The 18,414-nt window shown below is 72.8% G+C and carries 18 protein-coding genes; 7 read left to right on the top strand and 11 right to left on the bottom strand.

Annotated features, from left to right (window positions below; all coding sequences use genetic code 11):
* Positions 1-147: 147 nt before the first annotated feature.
* Entirely contained in the window at positions 148-1,761 is a 1,614-nt protein-coding gene (locus ACFV4G_RS01535; protein WP_380435390.1) for a purple acid phosphatase family protein, read from the bottom strand.
* A 167-nt stretch (positions 1,762-1,928) separates the two neighbouring features.
* Between ACFV4G_RS01535 and ACFV4G_RS01530 the strand changes: the two genes are divergently transcribed.
* On the top strand, positions 1,929-2,405 hold the full coding sequence (locus tag ACFV4G_RS01530; protein ID WP_380435389.1) for an Imm21 family immunity protein: 477 nt from the start codon (positions 1,929-1,931) through the stop codon (positions 2,403-2,405).
* A 127-nt stretch (positions 2,406-2,532) separates the two neighbouring features.
* Here the strand turns inward: ACFV4G_RS01530 and ACFV4G_RS01525 are convergent, their stop codons facing one another.
* Positions 2,533-3,396, bottom strand: coding sequence for an SAM-dependent methyltransferase (locus ACFV4G_RS01525; RefSeq protein WP_380435388.1), 864 nt, complete (start codon positions 3,394-3,396; stop codon positions 2,533-2,535).
* A gap of 55 nt (positions 3,397-3,451) precedes the next feature.
* The gene (locus ACFV4G_RS01520; protein ID WP_380435387.1) at positions 3,452-4,813 is read right to left on the bottom strand and encodes an MFS transporter; all 1,362 of its coding nucleotides are present in this window, start codon (positions 4,811-4,813) and stop codon (positions 3,452-3,454) included.
* A 193-nt stretch (positions 4,814-5,006) separates the two neighbouring features.
* Between ACFV4G_RS01520 and ACFV4G_RS01515 the strand changes: the two genes are divergently transcribed.
* The 3 genes from ACFV4G_RS01515 (at position 5,007) to ACFV4G_RS01505 (ending at position 8,522) form a co-directional block, all read left to right on the top strand.
* On the top strand, positions 5,007-6,638 hold the full coding sequence (locus ACFV4G_RS01515; protein WP_380435386.1) for an alpha/beta hydrolase: 1,632 nt from the start codon (positions 5,007-5,009) through the stop codon (positions 6,636-6,638).
* Between the two features lie 219 nt (positions 6,639-6,857).
* Entirely contained in the window at positions 6,858-7,877 is a 1,020-nt protein-coding gene (locus ACFV4G_RS01510; RefSeq protein ID WP_380435385.1) for an AraC family transcriptional regulator, read from the top strand.
* A gap of 246 nt (positions 7,878-8,123) precedes the next feature.
* On the top strand, positions 8,124-8,522 hold the full coding sequence (locus ACFV4G_RS01505) for a hypothetical protein (RefSeq protein WP_380435384.1): 399 nt from the start codon (positions 8,124-8,126) through the stop codon (positions 8,520-8,522).
* 81 nt (positions 8,523-8,603) lie between these two features.
* Here the strand turns inward: ACFV4G_RS01505 and ACFV4G_RS01500 are convergent, their stop codons facing one another.
* Both ACFV4G_RS01500 and ACFV4G_RS01495 read right to left on the bottom strand, forming a co-directional pair.
* Positions 8,604-9,284: a hypothetical protein gene (locus tag ACFV4G_RS01500; protein WP_380435383.1), complete on the bottom strand. Its 681-nt coding sequence runs from the start codon at positions 9,282-9,284 to the stop codon at positions 8,604-8,606.
* Entirely contained in the window at positions 9,281-9,859 is a 579-nt protein-coding gene (locus ACFV4G_RS01495; RefSeq protein WP_380435382.1) for a sigma factor-like helix-turn-helix DNA-binding protein, read from the bottom strand. The genes ACFV4G_RS01500 and ACFV4G_RS01495 overlap by 4 nt, the downstream gene beginning before the upstream one ends.
* A 217-nt stretch (positions 9,860-10,076) precedes the next feature.
* On the opposite strand from ACFV4G_RS01495, the gene ACFV4G_RS01490 reads away from it, so the two are divergent.
* Positions 10,077-10,913, top strand: a complete 837-nt coding sequence (locus ACFV4G_RS01490) for an SAM-dependent methyltransferase (RefSeq protein WP_380435381.1) — start codon at positions 10,077-10,079, stop codon at positions 10,911-10,913.
* A 14-nt stretch (positions 10,914-10,927) separates the two neighbouring features.
* On the opposite strand, the gene ACFV4G_RS01485 is transcribed toward ACFV4G_RS01490, so the two are convergent.
* The 3 genes from ACFV4G_RS01485 to ACFV4G_RS01475 all read right to left on the bottom strand — a co-directional run bounded on the left by ACFV4G_RS01485 (position 10,928) and on the right by ACFV4G_RS01475 (position 13,115).
* Positions 10,928-12,046, bottom strand: coding sequence for an alpha/beta hydrolase (locus ACFV4G_RS01485; RefSeq protein WP_380435380.1), 1,119 nt, complete (start codon positions 12,044-12,046; stop codon positions 10,928-10,930).
* A gap of 101 nt (positions 12,047-12,147) precedes the next feature.
* On the bottom strand, positions 12,148-12,873 hold the full coding sequence (locus ACFV4G_RS01480) for a response regulator (protein WP_380435379.1): 726 nt from the start codon (positions 12,871-12,873) through the stop codon (positions 12,148-12,150).
* On the bottom strand, positions 12,870-13,115 hold the full coding sequence (locus tag ACFV4G_RS01475; protein WP_380435378.1) for a hypothetical protein: 246 nt from the start codon (positions 13,113-13,115) through the stop codon (positions 12,870-12,872). The genes ACFV4G_RS01480 and ACFV4G_RS01475 overlap by 4 nt, the downstream gene beginning before the upstream one ends.
* Before the next feature lie 179 nt (positions 13,116-13,294).
* Here ACFV4G_RS01475 and ACFV4G_RS01470 point away from each other — a divergent pair, with 179 nt between their 5' ends.
* Positions 13,295-13,732: an SSI family serine proteinase inhibitor gene (locus ACFV4G_RS01470; protein WP_380435377.1), complete on the top strand. Its 438-nt coding sequence runs from the start codon at positions 13,295-13,297 to the stop codon at positions 13,730-13,732.
* Positions 13,733-13,777: 45 nt separating this feature from the next.
* Positions 13,778-14,371, top strand: a complete 594-nt coding sequence (locus ACFV4G_RS01465; RefSeq protein ID WP_380435450.1) for a DUF4291 domain-containing protein — start codon at positions 13,778-13,780, stop codon at positions 14,369-14,371.
* On the opposite strand, the gene ACFV4G_RS01460 is transcribed toward ACFV4G_RS01465, so the two are convergent.
* The 3 genes from ACFV4G_RS01460 to ACFV4G_RS01450 form a co-directional block, all read right to left on the bottom strand.
* On the bottom strand, positions 14,372-15,190 hold the full coding sequence (locus ACFV4G_RS01460) for an MBL fold metallo-hydrolase (RefSeq protein WP_380435376.1): 819 nt from the start codon (positions 15,188-15,190) through the stop codon (positions 14,372-14,374).
* Between the two features lie 145 nt (positions 15,191-15,335).
* Positions 15,336-15,791, bottom strand: a complete 456-nt coding sequence (locus ACFV4G_RS01455; RefSeq protein WP_380435375.1) for a hypothetical protein — start codon at positions 15,789-15,791, stop codon at positions 15,336-15,338.
* A gap of 179 nt (positions 15,792-15,970) precedes the next feature.
* Complete coding sequence (locus tag ACFV4G_RS01450) at positions 15,971-17,872, bottom strand: putative Ig domain-containing protein (protein WP_380435374.1); 1,902 nt, start codon at positions 17,870-17,872, stop codon at positions 15,971-15,973.
* Positions 17,873-18,414 lie beyond the last annotated feature (542 nt).

The following is an 18,414-nucleotide window of genomic DNA, read 5'->3' as shown; positions in this document are numbered from 1 at the left end:
TCCACCGCTGATCTCCTCTGCCCCCGGCCCGCCACCGGGGGCAGAGGCATCGGCGACGTCTCCCCCACGGGCGACTTCGCGCCCGCGTGCCTGCGACCCCGACCGCGTGACGGGCCGGGGCGCGGACCGGGCGACCGGACAGCGCCCTCAGTCGTCCCAGGCGTCCGCGCGGGAGCGTTCCAGGGTGAAGGTGTCGACCGGTGTGAGGTCGCCGTGCGGGCCGTCGAAGGTGTAGTAGGTGACCTTCATCCGGGTGCGGCCGCCGCGGCGGTCGCCCGGGTCGACGTCGAAGGCCGCGAAGCCGTGGGTGTGTTCGCGGTCCTGGACGGCGGCCCACGGGGCGTCCTCCGTCACCCAGACCGACTCGCGGTACGGGGCGCCCGGGGCCGGTTTGGGCTCCAGTGCGACGACGACGCGGCCCTGCTTCGTCTCGAACAGGTCGTCCTGGGTGGTCGCGGCGTTGCCGCCGGCGCCGATGACCATGTGGACGGTGCCGTGGTCGGTGTCGGCGAAGTCGGGGTCCGTCCCGGACGGGACCGGTGTGCGGACGTCGTTGGGGAGCGTCCCGCGGACGGGGTGGGAGCGCTCGTAGTAGTGCTCGTGGCCGCTCACGACCAGGTCCACGCCGTACTCGTCGAACAGCGGGCCCCAGGCCTCGCGGATGCCGAGGTCGCTGCCGCTGCCGTGCTTGGACGTCGAGATCATCGGGTGGTGCATGCAGACGACGATCCAGTCGATCGCCCGGCTGTTCCTGGCGGCCCGCAACTCGCGTTCCAGCCAGCGCTCCTGGGCGCCGCCCGAGTACCCGCGCAGGTAGATCTCGCTGCTGTTCTGGATGGCGACGTCCTCGTTGGCGAGGCTGATGAAGCGCACCGCGCCGACCGTGAACGCGTACCACATGCCGGCCGTCTCCTCGTCGGCGGAGGCGGCGGACTCGGGCAGGTCGAAGTACGTCTGGTAGCCGAGGGCGCCGATCGGGCCGTTCCCGCTCTCGGTCTCGTGGTTCCCGGCGCACGGCATCCACGGGCGCAGCCGGGTGGAGCGGCTGTTGGAGATGAACCAGTCCGCCCACGTCCCGGTGCGGCTCTGGCCGTGCCGGCCGCTGTAGGAGGCGTAGCAGAGGTCGCCGTTGACGAGGTTGAACAGCGGGCCGACGCGTTCGACGGCGGCGACGATGTCGGCGGAGGCCGGGGATCCGATCTGGCTGCTGGTGTACACGGGGTACTTGCCGAGCGGGGAGGGGACGCCGTCGGGGAACTCGACCTTGCGGCGGAGGTTGGGCGTGCCCTGGTCGCCGAAGCTGGTGAAGGTGAAGGCGGCCCGGCCGCGCGGCGCGGTCGTGAAGGACCCCGTCTCGGGATTGGCGCCGTCGTGCCCGGCGGCGTACAGGTACGTGGTCGCGGCCCGCAGCCCGGTGAGGCGGGCGTGGTGGACGTACACCTCGTCCTTGGAGAGCGCGTCCCGGTAGGTGCGCGTCTCGGCCTCGACGACCCGTCCGAGTCCGCCGTCCGGCGAGCCGACCCGCACGTGGGGGTGGCGGACGGACTGCGGGGTGATCCAGGAGACGGTCATCTCGCCGGAGGGGTCGTTGCCGAACTGGAGGTGGATCCCGCTCACGCTCGGCGCCCCGAGCCGGTGCGGGGTGGACTGCAACAGCGGCGTGGGCGCCGCCGCGGCGGACGTCGGCGCGGCGAGGCCCGCGACGAGTGCGGCCCCGGCCGCCGACGATCCCTTGAGTAACTGTCTGCGTGCGATGCTCACGGACTCCCCCTGTGTCACCCGGGCCATTGGTGTCGCAGAACTTTACTCGCATGTTCATGTCATGGCGATGGTGTGAGCCCGCCCGATTCACGGCGGCCGGCCCGAGGGCCCCGCGGATCCGCCGGTAGCCTTGATCGCCTCATCAGGCACGGAGAGCGGGAGAACGAGTGGTCAGGTCGGCGCTGAAGTGGATCGACGGGACCGATTTCGGCTATTACGCCCTGTGCCCGGAGCCGTACGTCGTCTCGTGGGACGGCACCGAGGCCGGGGACGCCTGCGACGAGTACGCCGCGCGGGTCGACCTGCCGGGCCACGGCGACGTGTTGGTCCTGGGCGGGGAGCCGCTCCCCGCGACCTACTTCGCCGAGCACCTGACGTTCGCCCGCTGGTACACGGCCGAGGACGACCTCGGACTGGCGCGCGCGGTGGAGCGGGCGATGGACTCGGACGGCTGGGAGGACGCCTGCGCGGTCTCGCTCGACGGGGACTACCGGCTCATGGACTGCCTGGTGGCCGGCGAGGACGTCACCGAGGCCGACTCGATCCGGGTGCGCGTACCCGAGGGCCGCTACCTGGTCCGGTCGCTGTTCCTCGACGTCTCGCCCGAGGAGCAGTTCATGCTGGAGCGGCTGGTCAGGCTCTGACCCCGGCTCCGCCGGCGGCCTCCGCCAGGGCCTCGCGCAGCTGTAGGACCGTCGGGGCGCCGGTGACTCCGCCGTCCGGCGCACGGTAGAGCCGGCCGGCGGGGGACACCGGGGCGCCCGGCCGGCGTCACGGCTTGCGGGCCACGCCCGCGTAGGCCGACACCTCGTGGTCCGCGAGGGCGGGCTCGTCGTCGAGCTCGGGGCGCCAGCGGTTGATCAGGGTCACGCCGGGGTCGTCGAGCTCCAGGCCGTCGAAGAAGCGCTCCACGCCGGCGCGCGTGCGCAGGTGGTTCTCTATGCCGGCCTCGGAGTACCGCTTCGAGCCGATGGCCACCAGCTCGGGGATCGTGTCGGCGGTGCCGGCGGTGAGGGCGAGGAAGCTGCCGGACGGGAGGGCGTCGAGGAGCTTGCGGACGGGCGGGTGCGCCGCCTCGTCGGAGAGGAAGTGCACGAGGTTGACGAGCATCAGGGCGATCGGCCGGTCGAAGTCGAGCGTGCCGGCGACCGCCGGGTCGGCCAGGAAGTGCTCCGGGTCGCGGAAGTCGCCCTCGACGTAGGCGGTGCGGCCCTCGGGCGCGCTGGTGAGCAGGGCCCGGGAGTGGGCGAGCACGATCGGGTCGTTGTCGACGTATACGATGCGGCTGGTCGGGTCGACGGACTGGGCGACCTCGTGCAGGTTGGGCCCGGTGGGGATGCCGGTGCCGACGTCGAGGAACTGGCGCACGCCGTGGGTTTGGGCGAGGTGGCGGGTCATCCGGTGCATGACGGCCCGGGCCGCGCGGGTGGCGGTGCGCGAACCGGGCCACTCGGTGAGGATGCGGTCGCCGACCTCGCGGTCCACCGGGAAGTTGGTCTTGCCGCCGAGCAGGTAGTCGTAGACCCGGGCGGGGTGGGCGCGGTCGGTGCGCAGGTCCAGCGAGGGCAGCGGCTCCGCCGGCTGCTCCGACGCCCGCAGGCCGAGCCAGTCGCCGGATTCGTCGCGCTGTGCCATGGTTCCTCCCGGGATGACCTCTTCGGCCGTTTCGGTTGCGGAAGATGACCGAACGTCAGCCGGCTTCGGACTGTACACGACCACCTGCGGTGCGGGGGCGGGAGTTCCGGATCGCGGCGGTGAACGCGGGAACGCGCAGGACGGTGAAGGTCGCGAGCAGCGGCCCGAGCGAGCAGAGCGTGACGTAGAAGGGGATCACGCCGAGGCGGTGGTGGCCGTTGAGCCACTCGGCGAGCAGCGGGAAGGTGCCGCCGAACGCCGCGATGGTGGCCGCGTTGACGACGCCGACGCCGACGGCCCGCACGGCGGTCGGGAACAGCATGCCGGTGAAGACGTTGAGCGTGCCGAGCTGGGTGGCGACGAGCATCCCCAGGACGACGGCCACGAGTTGGAAGGACAGCCAGCCGTGCCGCATGGCGGCGAGCAGCGGCAGCACGAGCACGACAGTGAGGGCGAAGGCGGTCCGCATGACCGGCAACAGGCCCACCCGGTCGGCGAGTACGCCCCCGAGCAGCATGGTGGCGAGGACGACGGCGAGGACGACCGTCATGAAGGAGGCCGCCTCCTCCTTGCCGATGACGCCGTAGGCCGCGGCGTACTGCGGCAGGTAGACCAGCGCGAAGTAGTAGCCGATCGTGCCGCCGAGGGTGTGCAGGAAAACGGTGAGCACGGCCCAGCGGTGGCGGCTCACCGTATCGAGGAACCCGGGGCGTCCGCTCTCCCCGCCGGCCCGGCCGCGGTGGAACTCCTCGCTCTCCGGCGCGGCCCGCCGCACCCACACGGCGGCGAGGCCGAGCACGGCCGCGGCGACGAAGCCCCAGCGCCAACCGCCGTGCTTCAGTCCCTCCTTGCCGAGGGTGTGGAGCAGCACGGCCAGGACGCCGTACGAGATCAGCGAGCCGATGATGATGCCGCCGTACGACACGGAGCTGAACGCGAACCGGTGGCGCGGCGGCGCGGTCTCCGTCACGTACGCGGCGACGGTGGGCGTCTCGCCGCCGAAGGCGAGCCCCTGGACGACGCGCGCGGCGACGGCGAGGACGGCCGCCCACACGCCGATGGTCTGCTGTCCGGGCAGGAGCGCGATCCCGAGGCTGGCGGCGGCGATCACCGACATGCTGAGCGTGAGGCCGAAGCGCCGCCCGCGGCCGTCGCTCAGCCGGCCGATGAGGAACGAGCCGACCGGCCGCGCCACGAAGCCGACCGCGAAACCGACGTACGCCGCGAGCAGCCCGCTCACGCCGCCCTTGCCGTGGCCGAAGAGGTCCGCCGCGAAGTACGGTGCGAGGACGGCGTACACGTTCCAGTCGAAGGACTCGACCACCGATCCGACGGTGGCGGCGGCCAGTTGGCGCCGCCGTCCGCCCGCGGCCGGTGCGGGGTCGCGCAGCGGCAGGGCTGCGGTCTGATCTGTCATGGCCACAGCGTCCCACTGATCGACAAGGCTGTGAATGGAGTTCGCGGCAACCGGCACGGCACCCTCCCGGCCGCATGCGAACGGCCGCGGGCCGCACTTCGTCGCCCTTTGTCCGGCTTCTGCCGCGGACCCGGGGGCGGGAAGGACCCTCCCCGTACGATCGATGTCGCAGGCGAATGATATGTGTGTGCGCGTGAAGAACCTCCGTCCCTCGCGACGCGCCACCCTGCCCGTGGCCGTCACCGCCGCCCTCGGTGCGGCACTCCTCGCCGGCTGCACGAGCTCGGGCGGCGGCACCACCGCCGCCTCCGGCACGCCCTCACCCAGCGCCACCACCGCGGCGACGCCGACCGCCACGCCGACGCCGACTCCCAGGCCCACCGGCGCCGCCGACCCGGCGCTCAAGGCGTTCTACGGCCAGCAACTCGCCTGGGCGGCCTGCCCGCCGGACCCGAAGACCGGCACGACGGACGACTCCGCCCTGCAGTGCGCCACCCTCAAGGTGCCGCTCGACTACGCCAACCCGGCCACCGGCACGCTCGACGTCGCCGTCGTCCGCGACCCCGCCGGCAAGCCCGACCAGCGCGTCGGCTCGCTGCTCCTCAACCCCGGCGGCCCGGGCGGCTCCGGGGTGAACATGGTCAAGGCCGGTGCCAAGCAGTCCAAGGGCACCACGCTGCACGACCGCTTCGACATGGTCGGCTTCGACCCCCGCGGCGCCGGCGCCACCAGCCCGATCAACTGCCTGGACGACCACGCCCGCGACGGCTGGCTCACCACCGACCAGCCCGGCGACGACCACGGCAAGGCGCTCGCCGACGCCTGCCAGGCGAAGTACGCGAGCGTCCTGCCGTACGTCGGCACCCGCAACACCGCCCGCGACATGGACGTCCTGCGCGCGGTCCTCGGCGACCAGAAGCTCAACTACCTGGGCATGTCCTACGGCACCTACCTCGGTTCCCTCTACGCCGAGGAGTTCCCGGACCGCGTCGGCCACCTGGTGCTCGACGGCGCCACCTCGCCGTCCACCAGCCTCGTGCAGCACAACGTCGAGCAGCAGGCCGGCTTCGAGCGCGCCCTCAAGGCCTTCGCCGCCGACTGCGCCGGCAAGGACGGCTGCCCGCTCGGCCAGGACCCCGACCGGGCCCCGCAGAAGCTCGCCGACTTCCTCGACGGCCTCAAGGACAAGCCGCTCACCACCTCCGACGGCCGCACCCTCACCGCCACGGCCGCCTGGAACGGCGTGCTCGACAACCTGTACGGCGGCGAGCGGGACTGGAAGCCGCTGCGCGAGATCATCAAGGCCGCGATGCGCGGCAAGGGCGACTACCTCTACCAGCTCGCCGACGGCGCCTCCGGCCGCGACAAGGACGGGCACTACAAGGCCTCGGCCGACGCGTACACCGCGATCCACTGCGCCGACGGCGCGACGAACACCCCGCCCGCCGACCAGCTCCAGGCCGCGCTCGCCGACCTCGCGGCCAAGGCGCCGCTGGTCAGCAAGCACAACCCGGCGGCCGCCCTGTTCGACCCGGACTGCCGCACCTGGCCGGCCGCCTCCGCCGAGAAGCCGCACGCGGTCAAGTCGGCCGCCGCCAACCCGATCGTCGTCGTCGGCTCCAGCGGCGACCCGGCCACGCCGTACGCGTGGGCGGAGAAGCTCACCTCCGAGCTGGGCAACGCCGTCCTGCTGACCCGCGAGGGCGAGGGGCACACCGGGTACGGCGCGAGCAGCTGCATCCGGACCGCCGTCGACGCCTTCCTGGTGGACGGCACCGTCCCGGCCGCCGGGACGCGCTGCCCGACGGACGCACCGGCCGGCTGACCGGCCGGCCGACTGGCGGGTTGACCGGCTGGCGGGTTGACCGGCCGACGGACTGACACCCCACGACCTGGGAGGTGCCGCGCATCGCGGCACCTCCCAGGCTTTTCTCATCCCCGCCCCCGGGAACGATCTGTCATGTGCACGCTATTGTGGGCCGATCCAACAACTTTCAACGACCCAGGTGACACCTGATATTCCACCAGAGAAGGCCGGGGGGCCATGCCAGCTGACTTCGATCCCGGCCCGCACGCCGACGACGCCCGTGCGGGCCTGCTCTACCAGGGCGGAGACGTCGAGGAACTCCACGCCCTGGTCAGCGCCCACTTCTCGCCCCACCGCCTGCGCGTCGTCGACCACGACCGGCGCGCCGACGGCCAGTTCCGCCGGATCTGGGCCGGGCCCGTCTCGGTCTACGACCTCGGGTACGGCACCGCCGTGGAGATCGACCCGGGCGAACTGGCCAGGTTCTACAACGTCCACATCCCGCTCGCCGGCCACGGCACCGTCACCGTCGACGGCACCGAACTGCCCACGACGCTCAGCATCGCCGGGCCCGGCCAGCGGCTCGCCATGGCCTGGAACGGCGACAGCCTCAACCGCGTCGTCCTGATCACCCGCCAGGCCCTCGACGACGCCCTGGCCGTCCGGCTCGGCGACACGCCGTCGGGCATCACCCGCTTCGACCCGGTGCTCGACACCGGCTCGGGCACCGTCGCCGCATGGCTGAGCGCCGTGCAGAGCTTCACCCGCTCCGCCGAGTCCGGCCTGCTCGACGCCTCGCCGCTCGCGCGCGGGCACTTCGAACAGCTGCTGGTCCACGGCCTCCTGGACGCCCAGCCGCACCGGATCAGCCCCTGGTCGGGCCCGGACCGCGCGGCACCCGCCGGAGCCGTCGGCCGTGCCCTCGCCTACTGCAGCGACCACGCGCACGAACCGATCTCGGTCGCCGACATGGCCGTGGCCGCCCGGGTCAGCGTGCGCAGCCTGCGGGCCGGCTTCCGCAGCCGGCTCGGCACGACCCCGCTCGCCCACCTGCGGAACGTCCGGCTGGAGGCGGCCCACCGCGACCTGCTCGCGATGGCCCGTGGGGAGGCCACCGCGAGCACCGTGACCGAGGTCGCCCTGCGCTGGGGCTTCACACACCTGGGCCGATTCGCCGAGACGTACCGCAAGACGTACGGACGGACGCCGTCGGCGGTCCTGCGCGAGAACCGGCCCCCGCGAGAACGCATCCATTAGACCGTCCGCGCCCGGCGGGGCACTATCCATCCACGGCAGCGGCGGAGCAGCCGCGGATGGATAGCCCGCCCGGACCCGGCCAGGTAAGCCTTGCCTCACGGGAAAGGCCGCAGTGCGCCGCCGGTCGTTCGTGCGCAACTCCTCGGCGCGGCACGGCCTGTCGGCCGGACACCGTCGTCCGGCACAGCCCGTCGTCCAGCACAGCCCGTCGTCCAGCAAGGCCCGCTGTCCAGAAAGGGATGTCCCATGCCGATGAGTCGTAAGGTCCCCGGCGCTCTCGCCGTCCTCGTCCTCACCGCCGGCCTCGTCGCCACCGCCCCGAGCGCCGGCGCGGCGCCCGGCATGCGGGAGGCCTCCGCCAGGCCTGCCGTCACCGCCGACTGCAGCGTGCACGGCGACGGCAGGCTGTGGTGCGGCAACAACGCCGGCGCCCGGGCCTTCGCCGACCGCTCCTACCGCTCCGCGACCCGCGGCACCCTGGTGGGCGGCTACAACTGGTTCGACTGCTGGGGCCACGGCGACACCCACCCCGGCGGCAACGACATCTGGTACTGGACCCAGACCGACCAGGGCCCGTGGGGCAACGTCCCCGCCGTCGATGTCTTCACCTCCTCCGACCCGGCGCCGGGCCTGCGCCAGTGCTGACCCGCTGACGGATGCCCGCCCGGCCCGTGCCACCCCTCCCGTCGCGGAGGGGCGGCACGGGCGCTCACCAGTGCCACGGCACTACGCCCGTTCCGGGGCGGCCAGTTCCGAGACGAGGGCCGAGCGGGGCTGCGGGATCTCGCCGTAGTCCTCGTCGTCGGAGGTGACGGTGAGGCGGTTGATCGCCGCCTCCAGGGCGGTCGGCAGCTTCGGGTGGAGTCCCTCGTGGCAGCGGGCGAGGATGTCGTGGCGTACGTCGTCCGGGAACAGCGGCTCGGTGGCCCGGAGAGGACGGTGCCTGCGGCGCGGGGCGGCCGCGAGGCGCTCCGCCTGGTCCCGCCAGTAGGCGGCGTCCCGGGGCTCCCCCAGCCGCAGGTGGTGCAGGTGCAGCAGGTACGCGGCGGTGGAGCTGCCCGAGCCGGCGGCGAACTGCCACCAGAACTGGGCCGGGTCGTCCCGGCCGGTGACGGCCAGCAGGCACCCGAAGACCAGCGCGCCCTCGGGGTGGATGCGGTGACTGTTCACCAGCAGGTCCAGCGAGCGGCCGGCCTGCGGCGCGCCGAGCACCAGCGCGGTGGCCAGGTCCAGCTCGTGGGCGGCCTGTTCGTGCTCGGACGGGAACGGCGCGGGCGCGGCCGTCACGCGGTCCGACAGGGACGGCGAGGCGGCCAGCGCGCACGGGACGACCGTGACGTGCCGGGCCCCCTCGTGCCTGCCCCCGTCCACCCAGCCCAGTAGTCGTCCGTACGCCGCCCCCGTCATCGTTCCTCCCCTTGACACGCTTCCAGTACCACGAGCCGCCCCGACGCGAAGTCCGGCCGCCCCACCGCCCGCGCGATGCGGCGGTGGGCCTGGCGGCGGTGCGCGCGCAGCGTCGCGGGCGGGATGCCGAGGTAGGCGGCGGCCTCCTCGTCCGCCAGGCCGAGGCAGTAGGCGAGGACGACGGCGTCCCGCTGGCGCTCGGGCAGGGCCAGGACCGCGCCGAGCAGTGCGAGCTGTTCGGCGAGGGTCTCCGGGCGCAGGCCGGCCCGGTGGCAGAAGCGGCCGATCGCGGCGTCCATCGCGGCCGTCTGGACGGCGGCCGGTTCGCCCTGCGCGGCGAGCCAGGCGGCGAGGTGCTCCTTGAGCAGGCGCCAGGCGTAGGCGGCCGGGACCTCCTGGCGCAGCGCGAGCGCCCAGTTTCGGTGCAGGTGCTCCCGGGTGCGGCGGACCACGAGGGCGGCCGCGTCGCCCTGCGGGCCGACCTGGGTGCGGGCGAACGCGATCCAGGCGGGCTCGTGGGTGCCGCAGAAGGCGTCGAAGGTGAGTCTCAAGCGGGCGCCCCGGTTGATGGTCATGCCGTGGACCTTCCCGTGTGGTCGAAGGGGAACGTGCGCGCCCCCGTGACACATGCAAGCGCATCGGGGGGCTCGTCGTGCAATGGCGGCGCGCGGATCCGGCGGAGCGGACGGAAAAGTAGGACTACGGACGGAACTGACGGTTCCTCACCTATTCTTGGGCCCCGGGCATCGTGGCGAAGGGGGAGCCGTGGGGACGGGCAGTGACGGTGCCGAGGTGGATCTGCAGCTGTACCGGGCGCATTCGGCCCGGATGTACGACTACTTCCTCGGCGGCACCACCAACTTCGCGCCCGACCGCGAGGCGGCCGGGCGGGCGATGGCCGTCTTCCCGTGGGCCCGCACCGCCGCCCGCGCCAACCGGGCGTTCATGCACCGCTCGACCCGGCTGCTCGCGGACCGCGGCATCGACCAGTTCCTCGACGTCGGCACCGGCATCCCGACCTCGCCCAACCTGCACGAAGTAGCCCAACGAGTGAATCCGCGGGCACGCGTCGTCTACGCCGACAACGACCCGATCGTGTACGCGCACGCGCAGGCGCTGCTGCACTCGACCCCGCAGGGCCGCACCGCCTACGTCCAGGCGGACGTCCGCGAACCGGAGGCCATACTGCGCTCGGCCGAACTGCGCGACACCCTCGACCTCGGCCGGCCGGTGGCGCTCAGCCTGGTCGCGCTGCTGCACTTCGTGCCGGGCGAGGACGACGCCCACGCGATCGTCGACCGGCTCAAGCGGGCCATGCCCGCCGGCAGCGCGCTCGTGCTCAGCCACGGCACGCCGGACTTCGCCCCCGCCGAGACCGAGCGCGCCGCGCAGGTCTACCAGGCCGCCGGGACCGCGGTGCGGATGCGCACCCGGGAGGAGATCGCCGGCTTCTTCGACGGCTGGCAGCTGCTCGACCCGGGCCTCGTCGCCAGCCACCGCTGGCGCCCGGACGCCGGCGAGGACGACGGGGACGGCGAGGACGGCGCGGGCTGCGAGGACGGCGCCGGCCCGGGCGGGGCGACGGACGCGCAGGTCTCCGCCTACGCGGCCGTCGCCGTCAAGCCCTGAGCCCGGGCCGGTGATCAGCCCGTCTTCCCGACGGCCTGGGTCAGCCACGCGAACACCGACGGCACCATCGGCTCCCACGTGGACGTCAGGTGCGGCCCGTTGACCTCGACCGGGGTGACGACGGTCGGCGCCTTCGCGGCCTTCTGCAGCGCGACCGCGTCCTCGTAGCCGTCGCCCTTCTTGCCCGTCACGTACAGCGCGACGTCCGGCGGGGTCTGCGCGTGCTGCAGCATGTAGAGCGGGTTGGAGACCTCCCGCAGGTGCGCGTCCTTGGCGGTCAGCGAGTCGTTCTCGCCCATCGGGTCGTTGTAGCCGGACATGCTCACGGCCGCGTGGAAACGGTTCGAGTGCGCGATGCCGAGCCGCGCCGCGCAGTGCGCGCCCGCCGAGTAGCCGGCCACGGCCCAGTTCTCCGGGCCGGGCTCGGCGCGGAAGTTGTCGAGGACCATCTGCGGCACGTCACGCGCCAGCCAGGTCTCGGCGTTGACCTTGCCGGGCACGTCGGCGCAGCCGGTGTCTACGTGCGCGGGGAGCAGCACGACGCGCGGCGAGACGAGGATGAACGGCGCGACCTGACCGGACTTCATCAGCGGCGCCAGCTGCTTGGAGACGTTCATGCTGCCGAACCAGGCGCTCGACGAGCCGGGGAAGCCGGCGAGCAGTTCGACGACCGGGAACTTCTTGTCCTTGTAGGCCGGGTCGTCGTACTGCGGCGGCGTCCAGACCAGGACCTCGCCGTCCACGCCGGAGACGCGGCCCTTCAGGTCGGTCGTCTTCACGTCCTTCGGCACGGCCTTGTCGTCCACCGGCCCGAACTGCTGGATCACCCGGGGCTGTCCGGGCGCGTTCGCGGCCGCCGTCGCGTCCCCCGCGGGCGGCACGGGCACGGCCCGGACGTGGTTGCCGGTGCCGAGCAGGTCGTCCCAGCCTCCGTAGAGGTGGTTGTCGTTGTTCACCATCACGAACACCAGGGTCACGGCGGTGACCTGGGCGAACACCACCATCCCGAACCGCGCCCCGAACCGGAGCGGCTGCGGCCCGCGCACCCGGTTCCAGAAGTACATCAGGAGGCCTATGGAGAGCGGGACGAGGACGAGCGAGAGGACGAAGAAGGGCGTGCCTGTCAGTTTCACACCCTTGTTGACGGTGAGAACGCGCGTCCGGTTGCCTCTCGTGGATCAAGCCTTGGAAGACCTTCGGCGGCGAGGGGCGGACCGGTCGCCATCCGGCCGTCTCAGCCGGGGAATCCCGGCACCACCAGGCCCGATTCGTACGCGATCACCACCGCGTGGGTCCGGTTCTGCGCACCGAGCTTGGTCAGCACGTTCCCGACGTGCGTCTTCACCGTCTCCAGGCCCACCCCGAACGACGCCGCGATCTCCGGGTTGGACAGACCCGTGGCCATGAGGCGCAGCACCTCCTCCTCCCGGTCCGTCAGAGCCGCCCGGGGCAGCGCCTCGGCGGAGTTCAGCGGGCGGGCGGTGACCATCTGCCGCAGGGCCGCCGGGAAGACGATCGCCTCGCCGGCCGCGACCACCCGCACCGCCTCCGCGATCTTGGGCACCGGGAACCGCTTGAGCACGAAGCCGCAGGCACCGGCACTGAGCGCCGCGGTGACGTACCCGTCGTTCTCGAAGGTGGTGATCACCACGACCTTCGGCGGTGCCTCCGGACCGGCCAGCAGCCGCCGAGTGGCCTCGATGCCGTTGAGGCGCGGCATCCGCACGTCCATCAGGACCACGTCCGGCCGCAGCCGCTGCGCCTCCTCGACCGCTTCGACACCGTCGGCGGCCTCCCCGACAACCACGATCCCCGGCTGGGCCGAGAGGAGCACGCGCAGACCGCTGCGGGTCACCGCGTCGTCGTCCGCGATCAGGACGGCGACGGGGGCGACGGCGGGGGCGGAGGCTTTCACATCGGCGCTGGTCAGGGCAGGCGTGCTGGCGTCCGAAGCGATCATGACGACGAGCGTACCGGCAGCCGGACGGCGAGCCTCCACTGCTGCGGCCCGGCCGGCCCGGACTCCATCTCGCCACGCAGCAGCCGCACGCGCTCCGCGAGTCCGGGCAAGCCGTGCCCGGAGGTCGGGAAGGCCCGGCGGACCGGCACCGGCCGGGGCGCGGCCGTCACGGCCGTGGTGACGTCGTCCCTCGCGATCGTGGCGTCCGGTCTCGTCGCCGTCTTCTTCGTCTGGTACGCCAACCGGACGCAGGCGTGCTATCAGCCCGACAGCTTCCACCAGTACACGGAGTGCGTGCGCCAACACCTCTCCGGGAACTGACCGGCCGCCGACCAGGTGCCGTGGCCCCCGGGGCCGTGTCCCCCGGGGCGGGTGAGTCGTTGTCCGTCCGGCCGGTCGCCGTCCCCGAGGGAGCACCCCCATGCCCAAGCCCCGCACCACCGCCGTCGCCGCCGCCCTCGCCCTGCTCGCCCTCGCCGCGCCGGCCACGGCGGCGCAGGCCCGGACCACGACCGCGAACTGGCTGAACGTCGCGGTCTTCGCCGGCTCCGACGACAAGCAGCTGATCGGCCGCGACAGCGCCACCCTGCACTGCGCCGACGACGGCTCGGCGACCGGCCACCCCCACGCCGCCCAGGCCTGCCGGGACCTCGCGGCGGCGGACGGCGACATCGACCGGATCGCCCACCGGAACGGCCTGTGCCCGATGGTCTACAGCGCCGTCACCGCGAAGGCGTACGGCACGTGGAACGGGCGGCACGTGGAGTACAGCAAGACCTTCGGCAACGACTGCGTGATGAAGGCCCAGACGGGCGCGGTCTTCGACCTCGCGGCCCCCACCGCCGAGTGGGTCCCGTAAAACCGCTGGTGGAACGGGCCGAAGGGCGGCATGCTCGGGCCCGTGATGGAAGTACCACTGCACCAGATCCGCGCCCGCCACACGCCGGAGACGATCACCGTCCACCAGGCGTATCCGCCGGAGATCGGCCTGCCCGCCGCCCGTGACGGCCGCTTCCCCGCAGCATGGAAGCGGGACCGCATGACGTGGATCAAGCCGTCGTTCCTGTGGATGATGTACCGCTGCGGATGGGGCACCAAGGCCGGCCAGGAGACCGTCCTCGCCGTCGAGATCACGCGCGAGGGCTTCGAGTGGGCCCTGCGGAACGCGTGCCTCTCGCACTACGCGCCGGGGCTGCACCCCGACCGGGCCACCTGGCAGCGCACGTTGAAGACCGCACCCGCCCGCGTCCAGTGGGATCCGGAGCGGGACCTCCACCTCCGGGCGCTCCCCCACCGGGCGTTGCAGCTCGGACTCTCCGGCGAGGCCGCGCACCGGTACGCGGACGAGTGGATCGTGGGCATCACCGACGTGACGGCCCTCGCCCACGAGGTCCACGGCCTCGTCCGCGCCGGCGACCTGACGGCCGCCCACGCACTGCTCCCCGAGGAGCCCCCGTACCCGGTGGACGACGGCCTCCTCGCCCACCTGCGCGGCTGATCAGCCGATCCGCGGCGCGAGGTACTCCAGCGCGTAGCCGTCGCCGGCCGGGGCCACCCGGGCGATTCCGGGTGAGTCGAGGTGGGCGCCGGCCACGAACCGCCGTGGCTGGGCGAGTTGCTCCAGGAGAGCCGCCCGCGCGGCGCGGGCCCGGGGCTGGTCGCCGTCGTACTCCCAGGCCACGTTCGGCCGGTCGAACTGCAGCGTGGGCACGTGCACGGTGTCGCCCCAGACGAGGAGGCGGCCGGTACCGCTCGTGATGTCGTAGACCGTGTGACCGGGCGTGTGACCCGGCGCCGGGACCGCGGTCGTCCAGTCGTTGATCACGGCCTTCTCCGACACGGGGACGACCCGGTCGCGGAGCGGCTCCAGCCGTCCCGTGAACACCGGGGCGTCGCCCGCGCCGATCCACACGCGTTCGAGCTTGGCGAACGCCTCCGAACCGTCCGGCGCGATCAGGCCGCTCACGTGGTCCACGTGCCGATGGGTGATGGCCACGTCGGTGATCTGCGCGCGGTCGATCCCCGCTTCGTCGAGCGCGTCGTGGAGCAGCCCCATGGTGGGGTCGTGCCAGGCGTCGGACGCGCCGGTGTCGACGAGGACCGACCGCGTTCCGTCGGTGATGAAGAAGGCGTTGACCGACAGCCGCAGATTGCCGCCGACCAGCGAGACGGCGCCCGGCAGCACGTCGAACGCGCAGCCGTGCTCGTCGCGGAGCAGCGTCGGCGGCATGTCGATGTACCCGTCCCGCAACGAGACCACCCGCAGGTCGCCGAACTCGAACGCGGCATGGTGGCGGCCGCTCGACGTCAAACGCATGGAGTCTCCGTCGTGTTGGGGTGCATCACGCATCTCGGGTGGAAGATCTCCATCCTCGGCCACCCGGGCGGCGCTGTCCAAGGCCGAGGCGGTCCGGCCCGGGACCGGAACCGGAACCGGGCCGCCCGGACCGGAACCGCGTCGCTCAGCCCGTGACCTCCACCGTGACGTCGTAGGTGCGCTGGTCCGGCCCGCACGCGAGGGCCTCGCCGCAGACCGTGCGGGTGGCGGTGAGGTGGACGGTGCCGGCCGCGTGGGCGGTGAACGCCGTCGTCACGGTGCCGCAGCCGGCGCCGGGGCGGCAGGACGGGGACGGGGCGGTCGTCGGGGTGCCGCTCGGGGCGGCGATGTCGGCGGCCGAGCTGGCGGGGGCGGACCAGTACGTGCTGTGGAGCTGGACGGTGACGGTCGAGCCGACCGGGACCTTGACCGTGGTGCGGTCGGCGTGTTCGTCCACCGTGACCGCCGCGGGGCTCGGGGTGGGAGAGGCCGGTGCGCCCGCCCCGGTGGACGCTCCGGTGGAGGCCCCGGTGGAGGCGCAGCCGGTCAGGGCGAGGAGGGCGGCGGCCAGGGCCAGGGTGGCGGATCGTCTCAGGTTCACGGTGGGGTTCCCTCGTGCTGGTGGGGGGCTGCTGTGGTGCCGGTTGGACGCGGCCGGGGCGCGATCGGATCCCTCCTGAGCAGGAAAGAAGCGGTAAAGCCGCAGGAAAAAGCGCCGCACCGGGGCGGGCCGTGTGGCCCACCCCGGTGCGGTCGGTCGAGCTGAGGATCAGACGGGCGTCAGGAGACGGTCACGTCGTCGTAGTAGGTGTAGGTCGGGTCACCCGGGTAGTTGTCGTCGTGGTTCGACAGGGTGAGGGTGTAGCTGTGGCCCGGGGTCACGGTCGCCGTCTTGTTGGCCCACGCCGCGGTGGCGGCGCAGGTCTTGGCGAGGACCGTGGTGGTGGTGCCGGTGGTGTTGTCCTTCAGGGTGGCGGTGGCCCAGTCGTAGGTCACGGTGTCCGGGCAGGTGTTGCTGTACCAGAAGGAGACCTTGCTGGAGCCGGCCGGGGCGGTGAACGTCTGGGCGAGGCTGGAGTCACCGGTCGGGTTGGTCGAGCCGACCATCGCGCCGTAGCTGCCCGAGTGGGCGGCGGCGGCCGGGGCGGAGGTGGAGCCCGCCGCGGTCCAGCCGGAGGTGTTGCCGGCCTCGAAGCCGCCGTTGGTGATGGCGCTGCCGCCGCCACCGGTGCCGTTCTCGGTCCAGCTGAAGGAGGTGCTGCCCGCGGCGCCGGTGGTGTCGGTCGCGGTGACCGTCACGCTGGAGGTGCCGGCGGCGGTCGGGGTGCCGGAGATCAGGCCGGTCGAGGAGTTGATCGACAGGCCGGCCGGCAGGCCGGTGGCCGCGTAGGTCAGGGTCTGGCCGGAGGCCGAGTCACTGGCGCTGATCTGCAGGCTGCCCGCGGTGCCGACGGTGCCGGTCTGGCCGCCCGGGTTGGTGACGGTGACCGTGTTGCCGTGGGTCAGGATGGCGTGCGAGATCGCGCAGGAGTTGGTGTCGTTGGACCAGCTGGCCTGCTCGGCGAAGGAGCCGAAGGAGCCGAACGAGACGTTCGCGGCGCCGCCGGTGGTGCCGGGCTTGAGCCAGGCGCACTCGTCGGAGTTCTCCTGGCCGTTGTAGCTGCTGCCGGTGACGTGGTTGGTCCAGCCGCCGGCCGGGTTCTGGTCGGACATCATCTCGTGCCACTCGTGGCCGAGCGTCATCGTCCAGCCGTCCAGCGTGCCGGGCGAGTTGACGAAGCCGACGCCGCAGTTGGTGCCCGCGTCGATGTTGTACGGCTGGTTGGAGAACGCGATGTCGCCGTAGGGCGAGGAGGCCGCGCCGCCGTTCAGCGTCGTGTCGCCGTTCCAGTCGTGCCAGGCGCAGTACCCGGTGGTCGGGTTCTGGTAGTCGTCCGGGTTGGTGCCGTGCGGCGACAGGATGATGTAGTACGCGTCGCGGTTGGCCGCGCCCGTCGTGTTGCCGAAGTGCCCGGCGGCCTTGACGGCCTCCTGGGCCAGCTGGTTGCCGGTCGACTGCTGCGGCGAGGCGCCCGCGTTGTCGTACCAGACGCCGGACAGGACGCCGCCGCTCTGGTACGGCACGAAGTTGGCGTTCGACGGGCAGCTGGTGGCGCCGGTGGCGACGTTGGGGCCGTCGCACCACTGGGTCAGGTCGGCCGACCAGGTCTCGCCGTTGGTGCCGATGCCCTTGAACATCTGCTGGGTGGCACCGGCGGCGCCGGCCGAGTCGCCGGAGAAGGCCGCGTTGCCGTTGGAGTCGGTGCTCTGGGTGCCCCACTGGTTCCCGTAGAAGACCAGGTAGACCTTCGAGTGGCCGCTCTGGACGCCGATGCCGTCGACGCCGCCACCGTAGGACAGGGTCTGCTGGCCGGTGGCGGCCGCCTGCTGCTGCGCGGCGACGAACTTCTTGTAGTTCTCGTGCTGCTTCATGCCCGGCACCGCGCCGTGGCGGTACTCGTGGCCGCCGTTCTGCGGGCTCCAGGGGTTGAACTCGTTGCCGGTGTCGGCCTTCGCCCCGGAGATGTCCTGCGCGGTGGCGGTGCCGGCCGCGCCGGCCAGACCGGCGGCGGCGAGCGCCAGGGACGCTATGCCGGTGAGGGCCGCGTACTTGGCGCGACGAATTGTGCGGGAGTGACCCATGGGGTGAGGGTGCCTCTCTCGTTCCGATCGCCCGGCACGGCCGAGGGCCGCGGGCGATCCCTTGTGGGGAAGGGACCGACGGCGAATTCGCCCATGCCAATTCATCGGGTTCGCTACACCCTCGGAATTTGACTGCGCGTCGGTTCCGCCGTCTGCTGGGCATGAAGGAAAGCAGAGCTGATGAACGCGGGTCAACGGGCAAGGGTAAGGAACGATTAAGAGCGGTGTTCACGCAGGTGAAGTGCCATGTCACGGCGCGGCCGAGCCGGCCGGACCCGAAGTTTACGCGTGTAGCCATTCACTGAATGCGGCTCGGAATACTGTTCCGGATTCAGCGATGGAGGGCACCCAACCCACTTTTCCGCCAACAGGTTTGGACCACCTCGGAGACACCGTCAAGCCCCCCCTCCGCACAAACGGCGACGGGCGCCCCCCCGGGGCGGGGGGGCCGGCGGCGCGGGGCCCGCGGCGGGGGGGGACTGGGGCCGGGCGGGGGGGGGGGGCCGCGCCGCGGGCCCGGCCGGCCTGGTGTCGTGGGGAGA

It is taken from the genome of Kitasatospora sp. NPDC059747 (assembly GCF_042732955.1).
Lineage (GTDB): Bacteria > Actinomycetota > Actinomycetes > Streptomycetales > Streptomycetaceae > Kitasatospora.
This window is presented reverse-complemented; position numbering and strand designations above follow the sequence as displayed.